The 18,246-nt window shown below is 51.6% G+C and carries 20 protein-coding genes; 11 read left to right on the plus strand and 9 right to left on the minus strand.

Going from position 1 to position 18,246, the window contains the following annotated elements; all coding sequences use genetic code 11:
* The first annotated feature begins 40 nt into the window (after positions 1 to 40).
* The 5 genes from ABD035_RS15335 to pyrE all read left to right on the plus strand — a co-directional run bounded on the left by ABD035_RS15335 (position 41) and on the right by pyrE (position 4,516).
* On the plus strand, positions 41 to 1,006 hold the full coding sequence (locus tag ABD035_RS15335) for an HlyD family secretion protein (RefSeq protein ID WP_343871053.1): 966 nt from the start codon (positions 41 to 43) through the stop codon (positions 1,004 to 1,006).
* Positions 999 to 1,919, plus strand: coding sequence for an ABC transporter ATP-binding protein (locus tag ABD035_RS15340; protein WP_212714509.1), 921 nt, complete (start codon positions 999 to 1,001; stop codon positions 1,917 to 1,919). The genes ABD035_RS15335 and ABD035_RS15340 overlap by 8 nt, the downstream gene beginning before the upstream one ends.
* On the plus strand, positions 1,900 to 3,039 hold the full coding sequence (locus ABD035_RS15345) for an ABC transporter permease (RefSeq protein ID WP_343871054.1): 1,140 nt from the start codon (positions 1,900 to 1,902) through the stop codon (positions 3,037 to 3,039). The genes ABD035_RS15340 and ABD035_RS15345 overlap by 20 nt, the downstream gene beginning before the upstream one ends.
* Before the next feature lie 74 nt (positions 3,040 to 3,113).
* Entirely contained in the window at positions 3,114 to 3,830 is a 717-nt protein-coding gene (gene rph / locus ABD035_RS15350; protein WP_343871055.1) for a ribonuclease PH, read from the plus strand.
* Between the two features lie 44 nt (positions 3,831 to 3,874).
* The gene (pyrE, locus tag ABD035_RS15355) at positions 3,875 to 4,516 is read left to right on the plus strand and encodes an orotate phosphoribosyltransferase (RefSeq protein ID WP_212714511.1); all 642 of its coding nucleotides are present in this window, start codon (positions 3,875 to 3,877) and stop codon (positions 4,514 to 4,516) included.
* Between the two features lie 38 nt (positions 4,517 to 4,554).
* Here the strand turns inward: pyrE and slmA are convergent, their stop codons facing one another.
* The 3 genes from slmA to coaBC form a co-directional block, all read right to left on the minus strand.
* Positions 4,555 to 5,151 carry a nucleoid occlusion factor SlmA gene (gene slmA / locus ABD035_RS15360; protein ID WP_212714512.1) on the minus strand — a complete coding sequence of 199 codons (597 nt, stop codon included), beginning with the start codon at positions 5,149 to 5,151 and terminating at the stop codon, positions 4,555 to 4,557.
* 181 nt (positions 5,152 to 5,332) lie between these two features.
* Entirely contained in the window at positions 5,333 to 5,791 is a 459-nt protein-coding gene (gene dut, locus ABD035_RS15365) for a dUTP diphosphatase (protein ID WP_212714513.1), read from the minus strand.
* Positions 5,769 to 6,989, minus strand: coding sequence for a bifunctional phosphopantothenoylcysteine decarboxylase/phosphopantothenate--cysteine ligase CoaBC (gene coaBC, locus ABD035_RS15370; protein ID WP_343871056.1), 1,221 nt, complete (start codon positions 6,987 to 6,989; stop codon positions 5,769 to 5,771). Before coaBC ends, dut begins: the two co-directional genes overlap by 23 nt.
* 246 nt (positions 6,990 to 7,235) lie before the next feature.
* Here coaBC and radC point away from each other — a divergent pair, with 246 nt between their 5' ends.
* The 4 genes from radC to mutM all read left to right on the plus strand — a co-directional run bounded on the left by radC (position 7,236) and on the right by mutM (position 9,456).
* Positions 7,236 to 7,892 carry a RadC family protein gene (radC, locus tag ABD035_RS15375; protein ID WP_212714515.1) on the plus strand — a complete coding sequence of 219 codons (657 nt, stop codon included), beginning with the start codon at positions 7,236 to 7,238 and terminating at the stop codon, positions 7,890 to 7,892.
* Between the two features lie 258 nt (positions 7,893 to 8,150).
* Entirely contained in the window at positions 8,151 to 8,387 is a 237-nt protein-coding gene (gene rpmB, locus ABD035_RS15380) for a 50S ribosomal protein L28 (protein WP_025902420.1), read from the plus strand.
* A gap of 11 nt (positions 8,388 to 8,398) precedes the next feature.
* Positions 8,399 to 8,566, plus strand: a complete 168-nt coding sequence (gene rpmG / locus ABD035_RS15385; RefSeq protein WP_002436700.1) for a 50S ribosomal protein L33 — start codon at positions 8,399 to 8,401, stop codon at positions 8,564 to 8,566.
* 80 nt (positions 8,567 to 8,646) lie between these two features.
* Positions 8,647 to 9,456, plus strand: coding sequence for a bifunctional DNA-formamidopyrimidine glycosylase/DNA-(apurinic or apyrimidinic site) lyase (gene mutM, locus ABD035_RS15390; RefSeq protein WP_212714516.1), 810 nt, complete (start codon positions 8,647 to 8,649; stop codon positions 9,454 to 9,456).
* A 4-nt stretch (positions 9,457 to 9,460) separates the two neighbouring features.
* Here the strand turns inward: mutM and coaD are convergent, their stop codons facing one another.
* From coaD to rfaQ, 5 genes are all read right to left on the minus strand, one after another.
* Complete coding sequence (gene coaD, locus ABD035_RS15395) at positions 9,461 to 9,943, minus strand: pantetheine-phosphate adenylyltransferase (RefSeq protein ID WP_212714517.1); 483 nt, start codon at positions 9,941 to 9,943, stop codon at positions 9,461 to 9,463.
* Positions 9,944 to 9,954: 11 nt separating this feature from the next.
* Positions 9,955 to 10,719, minus strand: coding sequence for a glycosyltransferase family 2 protein (locus tag ABD035_RS15400; RefSeq protein WP_343871057.1), 765 nt, complete (start codon positions 10,717 to 10,719; stop codon positions 9,955 to 9,957).
* Positions 10,719 to 11,996 carry a lipid IV(A) 3-deoxy-D-manno-octulosonic acid transferase gene (waaA, locus tag ABD035_RS15405; RefSeq protein WP_425579732.1) on the minus strand — a complete coding sequence of 426 codons (1,278 nt, stop codon included), beginning with the start codon at positions 11,994 to 11,996 and terminating at the stop codon, positions 10,719 to 10,721. The genes ABD035_RS15400 and waaA overlap by 1 nt, the downstream gene beginning before the upstream one ends.
* Before the next feature lie 131 nt (positions 11,997 to 12,127).
* Positions 12,128 to 13,255 (minus strand): glycosyltransferase family 4 protein, encoded by a 1,128-nt coding sequence (locus tag ABD035_RS15410; protein ID WP_343871058.1) that lies wholly within the window; start codon positions 13,253 to 13,255, stop codon positions 12,128 to 12,130.
* On the minus strand, positions 13,252 to 14,325 hold the full coding sequence (gene rfaQ, locus ABD035_RS15415; protein WP_343871059.1) for a putative lipopolysaccharide heptosyltransferase III: 1,074 nt from the start codon (positions 14,323 to 14,325) through the stop codon (positions 13,252 to 13,254). Before rfaQ ends, ABD035_RS15410 begins: the two co-directional genes overlap by 4 nt.
* A gap of 548 nt (positions 14,326 to 14,873) precedes the next feature.
* Between rfaQ and ABD035_RS15420 the strand changes: the two genes are divergently transcribed.
* The gene (locus ABD035_RS15420) at positions 14,874 to 15,983 is read left to right on the plus strand and encodes a glycosyltransferase family 9 protein (protein WP_212714521.1); all 1,110 of its coding nucleotides are present in this window, start codon (positions 14,874 to 14,876) and stop codon (positions 15,981 to 15,983) included.
* 29 nt (positions 15,984 to 16,012) lie between these two features.
* Here ABD035_RS15420 and ABD035_RS15425 read toward each other — a convergent pair whose 3' ends face one another.
* Positions 16,013 to 17,098 carry a glycosyltransferase gene (locus tag ABD035_RS15425; RefSeq protein ID WP_343871094.1) on the minus strand — a complete coding sequence of 362 codons (1,086 nt, stop codon included), beginning with the start codon at positions 17,096 to 17,098 and terminating at the stop codon, positions 16,013 to 16,015.
* A 168-nt stretch (positions 17,099 to 17,266) separates the two neighbouring features.
* Here ABD035_RS15425 and ABD035_RS15430 point away from each other — a divergent pair, with 168 nt between their 5' ends.
* The gene (locus ABD035_RS15430) at positions 17,267 to 18,238 is read left to right on the plus strand and encodes a polysaccharide deacetylase family protein (RefSeq protein ID WP_212714522.1); all 972 of its coding nucleotides are present in this window, start codon (positions 17,267 to 17,269) and stop codon (positions 18,236 to 18,238) included.
* The last annotated feature ends 8 nt before the right edge of the window (positions 18,239 to 18,246 follow it).

Below are 18,246 nucleotides of genomic sequence, written 5' to 3' on the forward strand. Positions count from 1 at the left end.
TTTCTGAACCTGACAGAGAAATATTCAGGGAGTTAAAAATATGCTATTCAAGCACAGGGATGTTATATTTCTTATTCTGATGATGAGTCTGAACGCATGCCGTATTCAGTCGCCACCGACCTATCCGGGATACTCATACGGTGAATTTATTTATCTTTCCTACGCCGCTAACGAGAAAATTGACCAGTTGTGGGTCAAAAAGGGCGATCAGGTCCGTAAGGGCCAGACGTTATTAACCATGGAAGATTTTACGACGCGTAATACTCTGGAGATCAGTGAGAAGGCATATCTGGCAGAAAAGGCACGCCTGACGGATCTCATTTCCGGTGATCGGCCCGCTGAGCTGGCAGTGATCCGGGCCCAGCTTGAAAGTGCACTTTCAGAAGAAGAGTTAGCAAAAAAACAGCATACGCGTCTGCAAAAATTATATCGTACCGGGGCTGTTTCGGCAGATGAATGGCAAAAATCGGTCGCCGCTTACCGGCAAAAGAGAGCCCTGGTACAGGAGCTGAAATCCCGGCTTGATGTCAGAAATTTACCCGCCCGGGAGGCGCTGATTGAAAGTCAGCAATTACAGGTTGAATCCGCCCGATTGCAAAGAGATAAAGCGCGCTGGGAACTGCAACAAAGTACCCTTATCGCACCGCAGGATGCCGTGGTCTTCGATACCCTCTATCGCCCCGGAGAGCGCGTAATTGCCGGAAGACCGCTAATAAGTTTACTTTCACCAGAAAATGTCCGGGTACGCTTTTTTATTCCGGAAAAAGAGCTGGGGGCGTTACATACGGGAATGAGCGTTCTGCTGGTATGTGATGGCTGTAAGCAACCTTATGCCGGCCGGATTAACTACATCAGCCCGGAGGCAGAATACTCTCCGCCGGTCATTTACAGCACGGAGCACAGGGATAAACTGGTGTATATGGCCGAGGCCGTACCGGAAAAAAGCACAGCGGCATTGATTAATATCGGGCAGCCTTTCCGTGTGGAGGTGATTCCGGATGAATGAATATTGTATTGGTGTCACCGGCCTGAATAAATACTTTGGTGACCATCATGCCGTCAGGGATTTTTCGCTGCATATTCATAAAGGCGAGATCCACGGCTTCCTGGGGCCAAACGGAAGTGGAAAGACAACCTCTATACGCATGATGTGCGGACTGATAACTCCGGACTCCGGCACGGGGTATTGTCTGGGTAAAGATATTTTCAGGCAACGTGACGAAATAAAAAAATGTATCGGCTATATGAGTCAGCAATTCTCAATGTGGGGAAATCTGACAATACGCGAAAATCTGCTTTTTATGGCCCGTTTGCATAATATCAGCCAGAAAGCGCAATCCGTGGACAGAATACTCTCTGAGCTTGGCTTGAGCTCGCGGCAGCATCAGCCGGCAAAGACGCTCTCCGGTGGCTGGAAACAGCGGATGGCTCTGGCCGCATGCCTGGTACATCAGCCACAGGTATTATTCCTGGATGAACCCACTGCGGGTGTGGATCCCCACTCGCGCAGAGACTTCTGGCAGATACTGCATCAGCTCTCTGCACAAGGTATTTCTATACTGGTCAGTACCCATTACATGGATGAAGCCGAACGGTGTCACCGGCTGGCATACCTGGCCTACGGTGATTTATTAGCCAGTGGAACGGCGCAGTCGATTATCCGTCAGCAGAATCTGACGACCTTGCAGATAGCCGGCCATGGGCTCTCTGTGCTCGAAACACAGTTACGTTCCTCTCCCGGCATTGAGCACACCATTATTCGCGGAAATGTCCTGAACGTGACTTCCCGTGATAAAGAGCGTCTGGTCGCTAGCCTGTCTGCACTTGTTTCTGAACAACACACTATTTCTCCGGTCATTACCTCACTGGAAGATGCGTTTTCATGTCTGATGATATCTGATGCAAATAATAAACATTAAGTTTTCTTTTATCCGCTGGCTGGCAATCGTTATCAAAGAGTTACATGAATTAAGACGTGAAAGAATCAGTATCCTGATGGTGTTTCTGACCCCGCTCGCCCAGCTGGTTATCCTGGGGTATGCCGTCAATATGGATCCCCATCGTTTGCCATCCGCATTACTGAATTATGATACCGGGCCGCTGAGTCAGGTATTTGTGAGCTCGGCGCAAAATACCGATTATTTTAATTTTCATCTCTTTCCGTCACCTGAAGAGGCTCGTAAGGCTTTTGTCCGTGGTGATATTCTGTTTATCCTGACGATACCCGAGGGGTTTACCCGCCAACTCCTGCGGGGAGAAAAACCACGAATTTTAGTGCAGGGTGATGCCGTTGATCCGCTGGCTATCAATAATGCCCTCAGTGCCCTGACCGGTGCGGCGAAAACCATGTTCAGAAATGATCTGCCGGAAGTATTACGTGCGGTGGAGAGGGCTGGCGAGTTTGAGCTGATCGTACACCGTATGTTTAATCCTGAAGGAGTTACGCAATATAATACGGTTCCGGGGATTATCGGTTCTGTCCTCAGTACCACGCTGATCTTAATGACGGCACTGGCTGTGACGCGGGAAAGGGAAAACGGCGGGATGGAGAGTTTGCTCATCTCACCGGTGAGCGGGATGGAAGTGATCCTGGGGAAAATAACCCCTTATATTATTATCGGCGCTTTTCAGTCGGTCATGATCCTCTTGTCTGCGCTTTTTCTGTTTAAGATACCAATGCTCGGTAGTGTCTTTTTGCTCTTTATCGTCCTGATCATCTTTATCTTTCTCTGCCTGGCTATCGGGGTCACCATTTCCGGTCTTGCCAAAAATCAGTTACAGGCGTTACAGCTCTCTTCGTTTTATTTTATCCCCTCGGTCATGCTTTCAGGATTTATCAGTCCCTTTATCAGTATGCCTGTCTGGGCACAGTGGATAGGGGCCTGTCTGCCATTAACCTGGTTCATACGCCTGATCAAAGGAGTCATGCTGAAGGGATATACCGGCAGTGAACTGTTGCCAGAGCTACTGGCGTTGGTATCCCTGGGGATAATCACGCTCCTTATCGCCGCCATCAGCTATCGTAAAACGCTGGACTGAGCGTTCCGGGCATAGGCAGGAGGCGGCGAAATCCGTATAATGCGCAGCCAGTTAATAGCAGCCGGAGAAAGAACATGCGTCCAGCAGGCCGTAGTGCACAACAAGTGCGTCCAGTCACCCTGACCCGCCATTACACCAAACATGCTGAAGGTTCAGTGCTGGTGGAGTTCGGGGAAACCAAAGTACTTTGTACGGCCACCGTGGAAGAAAGTGTCCCGCGTTTTCTGAAAGGAAAAGGCCAGGGATGGGTAACCGCAGAGTACGGTATGTTACCGCGTTCTACCCATAGCCGTATGGCCAGGGAAGCGGCAAAAGGGAAGCAGGGGGGAAGAACCCTCGAAATCCAGCGTCTGATCGCACGTTCGTTGCGGGCTGCTGTTGATTTACAGGCCCTGGGTGAATATACCATCACTCTGGACTGTGATGTGATCCAGGCTGACGGTGGCACCCGTACTGCGTCTATCACCGGTGCCTGCGTGGCATTGGCCGATGCACTGAATGCTCTGGTGGCGGCCGGTAAACTGAAAGCCAACCCGATGAAAGGCATGGTTGCCGCGATTTCTGTCGGTATTGTTGAAGGTGAAGCGGTCTGTGATCTTGAGTATGTCGAAGATTCAGCCGCAGATACCGATATGAATGTTGTCATGATGGAAGATGGCAGAATGATAGAATTACAGGGAACGGCAGAAGGTGAACCGTTCAGCCACGAGGAATTGCTTAGCCTGTTGGCTCTGGCGCGTGGCGGTATTGATACCCTGATTGATGCCCAGAAGGCTGCGTTAGCGATCTGACAGACAGGCGACCCCCGGGTCGCTTTTTTTATATGAGGAATAAAATGAAACCCTGGCAACGTGAATTTATTGAATTTGCACTGGAGAAACAGGTTCTGAAGTTTGGCGAATTTACGCTGAAATCAGGACGTAAGAGCCCTTACTTTTTTAATGCAGGCCTCTTCAATACCGGACGGGATTTAGCCCGCCTGGGCCGTTTTTATGCACAGGCACTCACGGACGCAGGGATCCGCTTCGATTTACTTTTCGGGCCGGCCTATAAAGGAATTCCGATTGCTACGACGACAGCCGTGGCGTTGGCCGACCACCATGACCACGATGTGCCTTACTGCTTTAACCGTAAGGAAGCCAAAGATCATGGTGAAGGCGGACTCCTGGTCGGTAGCCCGTTACAGGGACGGATCATGCTGGTGGATGATGTGATTACCGCCGGCACGGCTATCCGTGAATCGATGGAAATTATTGCGGCGCATAACGCCACCCTGGCCGGGGTATTAATTTCACTGGATCGCCAGGAACGGGGGCGTGGTGAGATTTCGGCCATCCAGGAAGTAGAGCGTGATTATCAGTGCCAGGTGACGTCAATTATTTCCCTGAATGATCTTATCCGTTATCTGGAAGAAAAACCGGAAATGGCTGAGCATCTGACTGCCGTACGTGCCTATCAGCAACAATACGGCATCTGAGGCCTGTCATTATGACGGCGGGCGAACAGCCCGCTGAATTACTGAAGCTGCATTGCCAGCAGAGGCCAGCGGCTTTCGAAGTCTGCGGTTGGCCGGAAACGGAACTCTGATCTGACGAACCGCGAAAGTAACCCTTCACAGAATGCCAGTAACTGGCTGGCCAGCAGCGTTTCGTCGGTCATGAATCCTTCGCCTTCGCGCAGTTTTTTCTCACGCATCACCTGACGTAGCTGGACTTCAATACGTTCAAATAACTGATTAATTCTGTCCTGCAGACGATCCTGCTCAAACATCAGCGCATGGCCGGTAAGAATACGTGTCAGCCCGGGATTACGCTCACCGAAACCCAGGATCAACTGGATAATCAGTTTTAGCCGCATCAGCGTTTCTTTTTCATCATTCAGAATAAGATTGATGCGGGTAATCAGACTGTCCTCGATAAACTCGATAAGACTGTCGAACATTTTTGTCTTGCTTGGAAAGTGGCGATACAGGGCGGCCTCTGAGACGCCTACATTCGCCGCCAGCTTAGCGGTTGTGATGCGCTGACTACCATCCCCGGACTCCAGCATCTGCGCCAGTGCCTGCAAAATCTCTTCGCGACGATTCCGTTTCGCGTTCTTTTTTTCTGCCATGTGTGAAAGGACCCCTGAAAATCACCTTGAAACGCTGTACCGGTTCACTAACTCCGGAGTACCGGTGCCGTGTTGAGTGGCTTTTTGACTGACCACTTTCTGTGAGCACAAAAGTTCCGGTTCATATGATCTGTCGCCAGGGAACCGGAAGATGAAAGGTACAGAAGTTGCTGCTGATAAATTACTGACGACCGGAGTGGCCAAAGCCGCCTTCACCGCGTTCACTGGTATTGAACTCTTCCACCAGGTTGAACTCCGCCTGTACGACCGGCACAAAGACTAACTGTGCAATGCGATCTCCTGGCTGGATGGTAAAGGCCTCCTGAGCGCGATTCCATACTGAAACCATAAGCTGCCCCTGATAGTCAGAATCGATCAGTCCGACCAGATTACCCAGCACGATGCCATGCTTATGCCCCAGTCCGGAACGTGGCAGGATCACCGCGGCCAGCTGAGGGTCAGCGACGTGAATAGCCAGTCCGGTTGGCAGCAGGGTGGTCTCGCCCGGCTGAAGGATTAACGGTGCATCGATACACGCCCGTAAGTCGAGACCCGCAGAACCCGGAGTAGCATAAGCGGGCAGAGGGAATTCATTCCCGACACGCGGGTCGAGGATTTTAATGTCGATTTTTTTCATCATAAAGGCGGACTATCTCGTCTAATAATTGCTGGCCAAGGAGCTGTTTTGTACTAAGGGGTAGTACTTTCTCTCCCTCCTGCCAAAAAAGGTGAAGCGCATTATGGTCACTTTTGAAGCCCTGTTCAGTCAGAGACACATCATTGGCGCAAATTAAATCCAGCTGTTTTCGTCTTCTTTTCTGCCGGGCGTATTCTTCCACATTACGTGTTTCCGCCGCAAATCCGACCACATAGGGGCGATGCTGTTCCAGTGCGGCGACACCGGCAACAATATCCGGATTTTTAACCAGTTGCAGCGTCAGTGAGTCGTCACTTTGCCCTTGTTTTTTTATTTTTTCACTGGCAATGGTCGCTGCCCGATAATCAGCGACAGCCGCTGTACTGATAAAGATATGCTGCTGACGAATATCGGTCATAACGGCCGTTTGCATATCAAGCGCCGTCGTTACGTCGATGCGCCTGACACCGTGCGGGGTGGGTAGTACTACCGGTCCGGCAACCAGCGTGACCCTGGCGCCACGTCGGGCAGCGGCATCTGCGATGGCAAACCCCATTTTACCTGAGCTGTGGTTCGTAATATAGCGCACAGGATCCAGCGCTTCCTGTGTCGGGCCTGCGGTGATCATTACGTTCAGATGTTGCAAATCTGTGACCGTACCGGCAAGGCAAATAGCATGGCGAACGATCTCTTCCGGGTCAAGCATTCTTCCCGGACCGATATCACCACAGGCCTGGCTTCCGCTGTCCGGTCCCCAGAGGTGTATTCCATGCTTCTCAAGGCGGTGCAGATTTTCCTGAGTAATCGACGAACGGTACATTTGCTGATTCATTGCCGGTACCACCGCGACAGGTGCAGCGGTGGCCAGACAGGCTGTAGTCACCAGATCGTTGGCCATACCCTGACTAATACGGGCGATAATATCTGCAGTGGCGGGCGCAATAATGACGAGATCTGCCCATTTGGCCAGTTCAATATGCCCCATTGCCGCTTCGGCGGCAGGGTCCAGCAGACTATTAAGGACCGGATAACCACTCACTGCCTGCAAACTCAGCGGGGTAATAAATTCCTTTGCGGCATCAGTCATCATCACTCTGACGTCGGCACCCCGTTCACGCAAACGGCGTACCAGTTCAGGAGTTTTATAGGCGGCGATACCACCACTGATCCCCAGAAGGATCTTTTTACCGACTAATTCCATTATTTTCGCCTCATGTTTGTCTCCGTTGCCGCGAAGTCCGCCCACAACCCCGGCATTTTATCATATTCGCCGTCCGGCAAAACGGTTTAGGGAGCAGAATGTGGCGTACGGCCCGGTTAGCAACCTGGTGCTGTTTTCCCGTAAGACGCGGTTAGCGGGCTGTGATCCCGGCCAGTCTTTCTGTCAGTGTCCATAGAATCCGCCAGGGCAGCGCACTAAAGTGCAGAGAACGAAGAGGAGGTGACGATGGAAGAGCTACGACCCAGAGAAAAACTGAGCAGATTCGGTGCGGAGGCATTAACGGATGCAGAACTGCTGGCGATATTTTTGCGTACAGGCGTCACCGGGATGGGCGTTATGGCGCTGGCAGAGACGATCCTTAAGCAGTTTGGTTCATTATATGCGCTCATGGCCGCAGGGAAAGAAAATTACCTGGCGGTACGCGGCATCGGTATCGCGAAGATGACCCAGCTTCTCGCGGTGACTGAACTAAGCCGCCGTTTTTTTCAGGCACAACTACTTACCGTGTCAGTGCTGGAAGACCCGGGAGCGACCTGGAATTATTTAGCCAGCCAGTTATCCCATCAGGAGCGTGAAATTTTCATGGTGATTTTCCTGGATAACCAGCATCGGGTTCTGTCGGCACAGAAAATGTTCACGGGTTCGCTTAACAGTGTCGAGGTGCATCCGCGGGAAATTGCCCGTGAAGCGTTGAAAATTAATGCAGCGGCATTAATACTGGCTCATAATCACCCTTCCGGAATTGCCGAACCCAGTCAGGCCGATAAAGATGTGACTCAGCGCATTCATCAGGTCTGCAGGTTACTGAACATAAGGCTTTTAGACCATCTGGTGATCGGCAAAGGACAATACGTCTCTTTTGCTGAACAGGGCTTGCTTTAGTATAAAAAGCGCGCATTCGTTGCGGGGTACAGGCGAAAAACAGTAGTTTTTCGCCGATCCGAAGAGATCTTTATCTGTTCGGGACTTGAGCGTTTGCCCCGCAGAGCGTATACTACGCCACCTTTGAGAATCTCGGGTTTGGCGTTTAGGCCTGCTCAGCGGGTTCACATTGAACTCGCCTGGATGGGTTAAAAGCCTGACGAGGCGGCCAGAACCTAAGTACAAAGCTCGAGCTGATTTGATTTTTGGAGATATGACATGTCACGAGTCTGCCAAGTAACTGGCAAGCGCCCGGTGAGCGGAAACAACCGTTCCCACGCACTGAACGCGACGAAACGCCGTTTCCTGCCTAACCTGCACTCACACCGTTTCTGGGTTGAGAGCGAAAAGCGTTTTGTTACCCTGCGTGTATCTGCTAAAGGTATGCGTATTATTGATAAAAAGGGCATCGATTCTGTATTAGCAGATATCCGTACCCGCGGTGAGAAGTACTAAGGAACTAAATCATGGCTAAAGGTATTCGTGAGAAGATCAAGCTGGTTTCTTCTGCTGGTACAGGTCACTTCTATACCACTACGAAGAACAAGCGTACTAAGCCGGAAAAACTGGAACTGAAAAAGTTCGATCCAGTTGTCCGTCAGCACGTTGTCTACAAAGAAGCCAAAATTAAATAATTTTGGTATTCTGAAAAAACCCGGCTCCGGCCGGGTTTTTTGTTTTCCGGGCCTGAAATTTTCGTGTGTAAGGAGTAACGATGCCTGAACTACCTGAAGTTGAGACCAGTCGCCGGGGGATTGAACCTCATCTGACAGGGGCGACCATACTTCATGCTGTGGTACGTAATTCCAGACTACGCTGGCCCGTCTCTCCGGAAATTCTGTCACTCAGTGATCAGCCGGTACTGAGCGTGCAGCGCCGGGCGAAATATTTGCTGCTGGAGCTGCCGGAAGGCTGGATCATCATTCATCTGGGGATGTCCGGGAGCCTGCGGGTTCTGCCGGAAGAGCTACCGGCCGAAAAGCACGACCATGTGGACCTGGTCATGAGTAACGGCAAAATTCTGCGTTATACCGATCCCCGACGGTTTGGTGCCTGGCTATGGGAAACTGATCTCACGACCAGCAGGGTACTGTCACACCTGGGGCCGGAACCCTTAAGCGAGGCATTCACCGCCAGCGGGTTGCAGGAGAAGTCACGGCGTAAGCGCATCCCCATCAAGCCCTGGCTAATGGATAATAAACTGGTGGTAGGGGTAGGCAACATCTATGCCAGTGAATCTTTATTTGCTGCAGGTATCCTGCCGGACAGACTAGCCTGTGAGTTAACGGATAGCGAAGCCGGGACGCTTGTGGCATGTATTAAGCAGGTGCTGCAGCGGTCTATTGAGCAGGGCGGGACCACATTACGTGATTTCTTACAGACCGACGGAAAACCTGGTTATTTCGCACAGGAACTGCAGGTCTATGGCCGGGCCGGAGAACCCTGCCGTCAATGCGGCAGCCTGATCCTCAGCGGCCGGCATGCACAGCGCAGCACGTACTGGTGCCCTGAATGCCAGCGATAGTGACTTAGTCATGCAGCTTACTTAACAGCGCCTGACAGATTTCCGGGGTCACAAACCCGGAAATATCACCGTGATGCCGGGCGACCTCTTTCACCAGAGAGGAAGAGATAAAAGCATAGGCTTCGGCGGGGATCAGGAAGATACTTTCCAGACCGGGTAATAAGTGATTATTCATCAGCGCCAGCTGACGTTCGTAGTCAAAATCAGAGACGGAACGTACGCCCCGGATCAGAACATTTGCCTGCTGTTTTCCCGCGAAATCCGCCATCAGCTCACTGAAGCCTGTCACCTCGACATTGGCCAGATGAGAGGTCGCCTGTTGTGCCAGCGACACCCGCTCTTCCAGCGTAAACATCGGTTGTTTCGTGCGGTTATGCGCAATCGCCAGAATGACATGATCAAACAGCCGGGAAGCGCGGGTAATGATATCCAGATGCCCCAGAGTCAGGGGATCAAAGGTTCCGGGATAAATCGCTCGGGTCGTCATCGCGGTCTCCGTCACTTCGTCCGGGTTAATGCCCAGAGTATGGCATATTTATTAAACGTATATTGTGCATTCACCAGAGCAAGTATCCATCCCTGATGACCATCCAGAAAACCAGCCCGCAGAAGGGCTGTTTTAAGCCATGCTGCAACGGTATGACTGTAGACAGAAAAAAGTCCGCAGCGACGGCCCTGTCGGGCACGTTGCTGCGCCCAGGCATTCGCATAGGCTAATTGCTTCTGTTGAAAATGATGCAGGTCGCGGCAGGTTAAATGCTGCAGATCGCCGGTCAGCCTGATGACCGTAGCACCAGGATGCTCGAGAGACTCATGCACCAGATGGGAATTATAGGTAAAGCTGGCAGGGTAAAGACGGGTGACTCTGTCCGGGTACCAGCCGCTGTGGCGCATATAACGTCCCAGGAACCAGTTACTGCGTGCCATGCTGTAAACCTGGTGTTCCTGTGGCGGTTGTGAAAGGAGCGTTTCAATCGACTGACGTAGTTCAGGAGTCACTCGTTCATCCGCATCAATCATCAGGATCATATCGCCGCTGGCATATTGCTGGGCCTGCTGACGTTGGGGGCCGAAGCCAGGCCACTGCGTACTCTGAAATACTTTGGCCCCCGCCTGACGGGCAATTTCAACGGTCTGATCGGTACTTCCGGAGTCCAGAACAACGATTTCATAGGCCCAGCTAACAGATGCCAGACATTCCGGGATCAGCTCTGCTTCATTTTTCGTGATCATTACGACTGAAAGGCGCTGGCGAGTATTCATCAGTGTGTCCGTGGCGGAAGGTAAGGTTCAAGAAGGTCGACTAAACGCTGCAATGCCCCCTGATTCCGGCGTAAAACGTCAACGGCATGGTGACCAAGATAACGGCGGTAATCATCATCCTGCAATAGTTTACTGACCTCTCGGGTCAGAGTATCGGAATCCGTTACCGTGAGCATACCCTGAGCGTCCTGCAGCTTGCTGCAGATATCTTTAAAATTCCAGATATAAGGTCCCATGATCACCGGAATGGCATGGGCCGCAGGTTCAAGGGGGTTATGACCGCCACGTTCAACCAGGCTGCCGCCAACGAAAGCCAAATCGGCAATACCGTATAACAACATAAGCTCACCCATCGTATCCCCTATCACGACCCGGGTGCTGGCTGACGGAATTTCGCCACTGCTGCGGGTGATATAGCTGAGGCCGGCTTTTTGTGTCAGGGAAATAGCCTCCGGGAAACGTTCAGGATGGCGGGGGACCAGTATCAGTAGCAGGTCAGGATATTGCTCCAGCAAGCGCTGGTGGCTATTCAGAATAATACTCTCTTCACCATCGTGAGTGCTGGTGGCTATCCAGACCGGCCGGTGCGGAGCCCATTGACGACGTAGAGTGACGGCCCGGGCTGCCAGTTCCGGCGTGACTGAAATATCAAATTTAAGACTACCGGTCACGGCCAGATGGCTGCGTTTCAGGCCCAGTTCCACAAAACGCTCACCATCCTCAGCATTTTGGGCAGCAATAAGCGTAATACTGCGCAGCAGGCGTTGCATAAAACGGCCCAGTTTCTGGTAACCCCGGAACGAGCGTTCAGATAATCGGGCATTGGCGATAACTAACGGGATTTTCCGCTGATGCAATATATGAATCAGTCCCGGCCAGAGTTCTGTTTCCATGATAATCATCAGCCGTGGCCGGGCGGTATTCAGAAAGCGGTGTGTTGCGCCGGGTAAATCGTAGGGCAGATACACATGGTCAACGTCTTTACCGAAAGCCGACTGGGCTCGTTCTGAGCCGGTAGGGGTCATGGTTGTGACGGTAATAGGGAGCGATGGATAACGATGACGCAATGCTCTGACCAGCGGTACGGCAGCCAGGGTCTCTCCGACAGACACGGAATGCAGGACGATACCCTCCGGTCTGACTTTGCCTGCGCAAAACCCATAGCGTTCTGCCCAGCGTTTACGATAGGCTGGCGCTTTTCGGCTACGAATAAGTAATTTAACCCATATAAAGGGTTGAATCAGATAAAGAATTGTCTGGTATAAACGCAACAACATTATGTGAATTCGGCTTGGGATGTTACAGGCATGGTAGCATAAATGTCAGTGAATAGGCATTTAACGCCGGCGCTGAATAAGGCGGAATAATCTCTGTTTTCCGGGCCATACCGGCCCGGAAAAATCAGTTATTAAGATAATAATGTCTCATAAAGACGGAATAACTGTTCTGATAAATGTTCAGGCGTATAAGGGAGGATCGTTTCCCGTGCATGCCGGCCCATGTCAGAGTGCAGAGCCTGTGAGGGCAGCAGCCCGATAGCCCCGGCCATCCCCGGGATATCCAGCGCATCGGTGATGAACCCATTATGTCCTGATTTTATAAATTCAGCGCCGCCACAATGGGTACTGGTAATGACCGGTAATCCACATGCCATCGCTTCCAGGATCACGTTCGGGAACGGATCGTAGAGTGTGGGTAACAGCAACCCGTCGGCCAGCTGATAAAAGGGTAATGTCTGAGGTTGCATACCGGCAAAATGCACCCGCTGTTCACATCCCAGCGACTGTGCAAGCTGACGATAGCGTTGCTCCATTTTATCTTTGCCCACAACCAGCAAATGACTTTCGGTGGCAGAAATGGCTTCAATGGCTGCTTTCAGTCCTTTTCTTTCGAAACCGGAACCGACAAAAATCAGACAATGCGCCTGTAACGGAATATGGTGTTGCTGGCGTAGTTGTTGCCGTTGTTTTTCATCTGCCGGCCGGAATTTCTGGTGATCGATGGCATTATAAATGACATGGATCTTATCTGCCGGGACGGCAAAATCTTCCATGATTTCCTGCTTCACCATATCCGCATTACAGATGACGGCCTTGAGATGGGGTGAGGTGTACATTTCCTGTTCTGCCTGCATGACATACCGGTGGTAGCGGTCGGCCATTAACTGGCGCTGTTTCCAGGGTGACAGAATACGTGAGCGCTGCATTAACCAGCGGCGATGTACACCATCGCCGGCACGGTAAATATCGCAACCGGCGATCCGCTCATGGCTTTGAACAATATCGAATGCCTGCTGTTGCCAGAGCTTTCTGGCGGCGTTGGCGAACCCCCGTTCCCGGCTGATACGCCCCCATTTCATCGGGTTGCACAGATGTATTTTCCAGTCCGGGTGCGCATCGCCCTGCCACTGGCGGGTAATGACGTTAAGCTCCATATCTTTATGATTTAATGCCTCGAGGGCCCTGGAGACAAAACGTTCGGCACCGCCATCCGGGCGATATTTCTGACGGACGATGGCCAGACGTATTTTTTTCATTTCAGTAGATCCCGCGCCGCAGTGAGCACTGCTTCAACCGGAATTAAATCCAGGTAGCGTTCAGTGGTGTTGGTTTGAATGTCATCCGGGTCAGGTAACGGACCAAAATCTCCGGCCCAAATCGTTTCCCCTTTTCCTTCCCAGGGGTGCCAGAATGTCAGCTTGGAGGGGCCAAACAACGCGACATAAGGCGTATTCAGGGCAGCGGCCATATGCATCGGTACAGAGTCGACACCGATAAAGAGTTCCGCCTGATCAATTAACGCGGCTAACTGCGGGAGCGTCATTTTTCCTGCCAGAGAAACAATATGCTCACCGTGGCTGAGTGACTGAATTCTGCCGGCCATTTCAGTTTCTGCCTGGTCGGGGCCGGATGTCAGGACTATCGAATAGCCGTCAGCGGCCAGTTGTGTGATCACTGCCGCCATTTTTTCGTCCGTCCAGCATTTAAAAAACCAGCGGGATGACGGATGTACCACAATATACCGGCCGGTAATCTGTACCTGTTTCAGTAACTGACGTATGGCGTCGGCATCGGCTGGCTGATAGCTCATGGTCACTTCACTGCGGATATGCGGCAGAGCAAGAGGTTCCAGCAGGGAAAGGTTTTGTTCCACCGTATGCATCTTTCCGTGTCCGGAGACCGGGACCCGTTGCGAGTGGCAGAATCGCCACAGTGCGCCCTTCCGTTTCGGGTAATCAAATCCCAGACGTTGTTTAGCGCCGGTAAAGCGTGTGATCAACGCACTCCGCCATTGATCAGCCAGATTAATGACTAAGTCGTAATGTTGTGTTCTGAGTAACCGTAATAAACGCCACTCATGAGCGATATGGCGCATTGGACCCAGCTTTTTCCAGGCTCTGTCGATGGAAAAACACCGGGTAATAAGCGGGTTATTGATCAGCATAGCTTCTGTTTCTTTATACAGAAGAACATCGATTCTGGCACCGGGATAACTGGTACTGAGTGTTTTGATCACCGGAGTCGTCAATAACATATCACCATGATGGCGAAGTTTAATGACCAGTATTCTCTTAGGGGAAGTAGATAGTGCCGGCGTATGACTCATACCTGTCGCTTTTCTTAAATTAAAAAAATCCCATTAAGGGTCTCTGCCTGATAGCCCGGGTCAAATCTCAGTATGTTGCAGCATTCGACCCATTATCCCGCCATTAGTTCGCCCTGACTTGCTTCAGGCGCAGGATACGATCATCCACAGAATAACGAATACTTTTTGATAAACGACACTGTATCAAATAAATATGACAGCGGGGGAATGTTGCGGGAAAAATCCTGTTACCGCTGATGAATTATAACGCTTTATCGGCAGATTCTGTCAGTGTTAGCATCATGCAGGAAGGGATAAGGATAATTACCGCCCTTTCTTCAGAGGGAATACTTATGTTCCCGGAATTCATCGCACGAAAGATATCGGTGAGCCGGAGAAGGGGTAGTATTATTTTCGGGTTTATTCCATCATGCGAAGCACGTGCTTTCCGGCAGGAAATTCGCAGTGATTTCCTTCGGCTCCCGTGTTTTCAGAGGGTTGGCATTTCCTTTTGATTTATATTGGTTTTTTATAGTGATACGCGATTGTCAGGGGCGAGCCAGTCAAAAATGAGAGAAACAAAAAAAAATAAAATCAGGCTGGTGAATGCCTGGTTAAGTGTTTTCCATCGTCATACCGCAAGCTCTGAAGAGAAGGCTGCACAACTTTCCCGCAGAGAGTTCCGTTCTATCCTGGTGTATTCCACAACCGCCCTTGGCGATTACATGTTTAATACACCCGCATTACGGGCAATCCGCCGGCGTTATCCGGAGGCCAGAATCATCCTGGTCGCTCACCCTAAATATGAGCAATTGCTGAAAGAACGCGAATTCTATGATGATGTCGTGTTCTGGAACAATAAGATCGGCACACTGGCGGGATTTATTCGCGAAGCGAAAGTGTTCTCTCCTGAGCTGGCCGTCATGCTGCATTCGCATATTCCTTACGATATTCTTAGCGCGGCGATGTTGGGTTGCCGTTATCTGGTGCGGGATAATTACGGGAAAGATATCGGGGAACTGTCACGCTGGCTGGTGTATGGCGTGGATCAATGTGAAGGGCATATTATCGGCCGAAAAATGCAACTGGTATCGGCCCTGGGATGCGATACCTCGGATGTGGATATGGCCCCGCCTTGTGCTTATGTTCCGCAGCCAAAATCACCGTCAGTCTTCCGGGTGGGTTTTCAGTTGGGAGCCTCAACACGCATCCGGTGCTGGCCACCCGCATATTTTGCTGAACTGGCCGGAAATATTTTACGTGAGTTCCCGGGCAGTGAGATCGTGCTTATCGGTTCGCCCGCAGAGGCCGATCTGGCCCGGCAAGTCATGGACGCCTGTGCCCCGTCGCTCAGAGAGGCGGTGACCAGTTTCGTCGGTAAAACAACCTTACCTGAACTGCTGGGGGTTATCTCCTCAATGGATATGCTGGTCACCGGTGATACCGGGCCTCTGCATCTGGCTATCGCCCTGAAAGTACCGACATTGAGTCTGTTCGTGACGGAATCGCCTGAAAACAGTGGTCCCTATCAGGACCGCCATTTGCATCGTTGTATTTATCTGCCTGCCTCCGACCCGCGGGTCACCGATAAAGACGAGCCGCTGAAGGCTATTTCTGTTGCGACGGTATTCAGCGAAGTGACGGAAATGAAGCGCTCACTGTCACTGCCTCAGCCGTAATCACCCGGCCCCCTTTCAGCGCAGGGGGCTTACTGATTAATCAGTGCGATATATTGGCGGCAGACTGAGTCGAGCTGATATACAGCGAATGATGTTTCAGTCAGGGGGACAGGATGGCTGTCGATAAATGCGATCTTCTCTGCCAGAGATTCCGGTGTCAGATCCGAAAGCCCGGCCGCTAACGGCCCGGTTAAGATTTCTGCCGGTCCGCCCGGACAGCGCGTACTGACTACCTGTGTACCGCAGATCAGTGCCTCTGCCAGCACATTACCAAAGCCTTCGCTATCTGAACTCAGGATCAGCATCCTGGCATTTTTTATCCATCGATACGGATTACTGTCGAATCCCCGGAATATCACCTTCTCAGTAATACGGAGTTCTTCAGCCAGTGCCTGAAGCTTGCGTTTACTCTCTTCACTGCCTTCCCCGAGTAATACCAAAGGCCAGGGCAGGCCGCTCAGGGCATAGGCGCGTAACAAACGATCGTGGCGTTTCACGGTATGGAAACGCCCGACATGCAGCAGATAACTCTTTGGCGGGTAGGGTACCGGCTCAACTGCAGCGTCCCGGATAGCAGGGAAATCAAAGGGATTAAAGATAATCCTCTCTACTGCCGGCACGACGGAGAACTGCTGACAAAGGTCGTCTGTCACATAGTGTGAAACGCCGATGATCTTTCTGTGGTGATATACACGGTGTATTTTTCTGACTTTCAGCCAGCGCGAGGCTCCGGTACGGTGGCCGAGATACGACGATGAGAAAACGCCGTGCAGACAAAACCAGGTTTTACCGGGGTCAATCTTGCGACTGCGTCGGACAATACGGTCGGTTTTATGCAGATGGGACAGCACCAGATCGACGGGGCCGCGTTCTGCCGTCAACTTACTGAAGGCATGATCAAGCTGACGGGCCCGGCGGGACAGTTCTGTCAGTTTGCGCCAGGGGACTTTCGCGGTATCTTCGGCCACCCGGTAATCCAGGCCATCGGGCAGTGTAAAATGACAGACATCACGCAGAGAAATCAGTGAGACCCGGTGTCCTTGTGTAAGAAACCCCTGCGCCAGCGTTAAAACCACTTTTTCGGCACCGCCGCCGGGCAGACCATCAATAATCATCGTGATATGATGTTGTGACACTGTTTATATCCTTCTGTGAGAACGCGCGGTTATCGAAACGGGTAAAGAGAACCTCTGTCCCGTCCAGTGACGAAAGCCGGCCGGAATCTCCTGTGAGCGTATGCAAAAATACCAGAAAAACCGCCAGGTAAACATCAGAGATAATTCATGACCAGACCTGCTTTTCTCATCACAATCGATACCGAAGGTGACAATCTTTGGCAAAATCACCGGGTAATCGCCACGGAAAATACCCGTTTCCTCTCCCGTTTTCAGCAACTCTGTGAGAAATATCAGTTTAAACCGACCTGGCTTACGAACTATGAGATGGCAAAAGACCCGGCATATGTGGAATTTGCCAGCGATGTCATTGCCAGAAACCAGGGGGAAGTGGGGATGCATTTGCATGCCTGGAACAGCCCCCCGGAGTACCCGCTGACCGATGATGACTGGAAATGGCAGCCTTATCTGATCGAGTATCCGGATGATATTCTGGACGCCAAAGCCCGTTTTATGACGGAGTTACTGGAAGAGTCTTTCGGGGTTGCGATGAAAAGTCATCGGGCGGGGCGCTGGGCTTTCGACGAGCGTTATGCGGCCGTCCTGACCCGACTGGGGTACTGTGTCGACTGTTCTGTAACGCCGCGCGTTAACTGGCAGTTTACTGCCGGAGCCCCCCAGGGTAACGGCGGGACAGATTATACCCATTTTCCCCGGCAAGCCTATTTCCTGGACCCTGAGGATATTTCAAGAGCAGGTCCCGGGACATTGTTAGAAATACCGATGAGTACAGACTACAAGCACTCACCGGGGGTCCGGCGGATCAAACAGGGGGTCGATAAGATCAGGGGCCGGCAGCGCTCTCCGGCGGTTTATTGGTTGCGGCCGTCCAGAGATAATCTCAGTGCCATGCAACGGGTCGTGGAACGTAATCTGGCATCGGGCAGTGATTATGTGGAGTTTATGCTGCACTCTTCTGAGTTTATGCCGGGTGGCAGTCCGACGTTCAAAACAGCGGCAGATATCGAAACCTTGTATGAAAACCTCGAACAACTGTTTGCCTGGCTGCAGCCACAGACCACCGGCATGACACTGTTTGAATATTATACTGCCCGGATGCAGGCAGGAAAGCGCCTGTAGTCCCGCGC

Source organism: Tatumella terrea (assembly GCF_039523755.1).
Classification (GTDB): domain Bacteria; phylum Pseudomonadota; class Gammaproteobacteria; order Enterobacterales; family Enterobacteriaceae; genus Tatumella; species Tatumella terrea.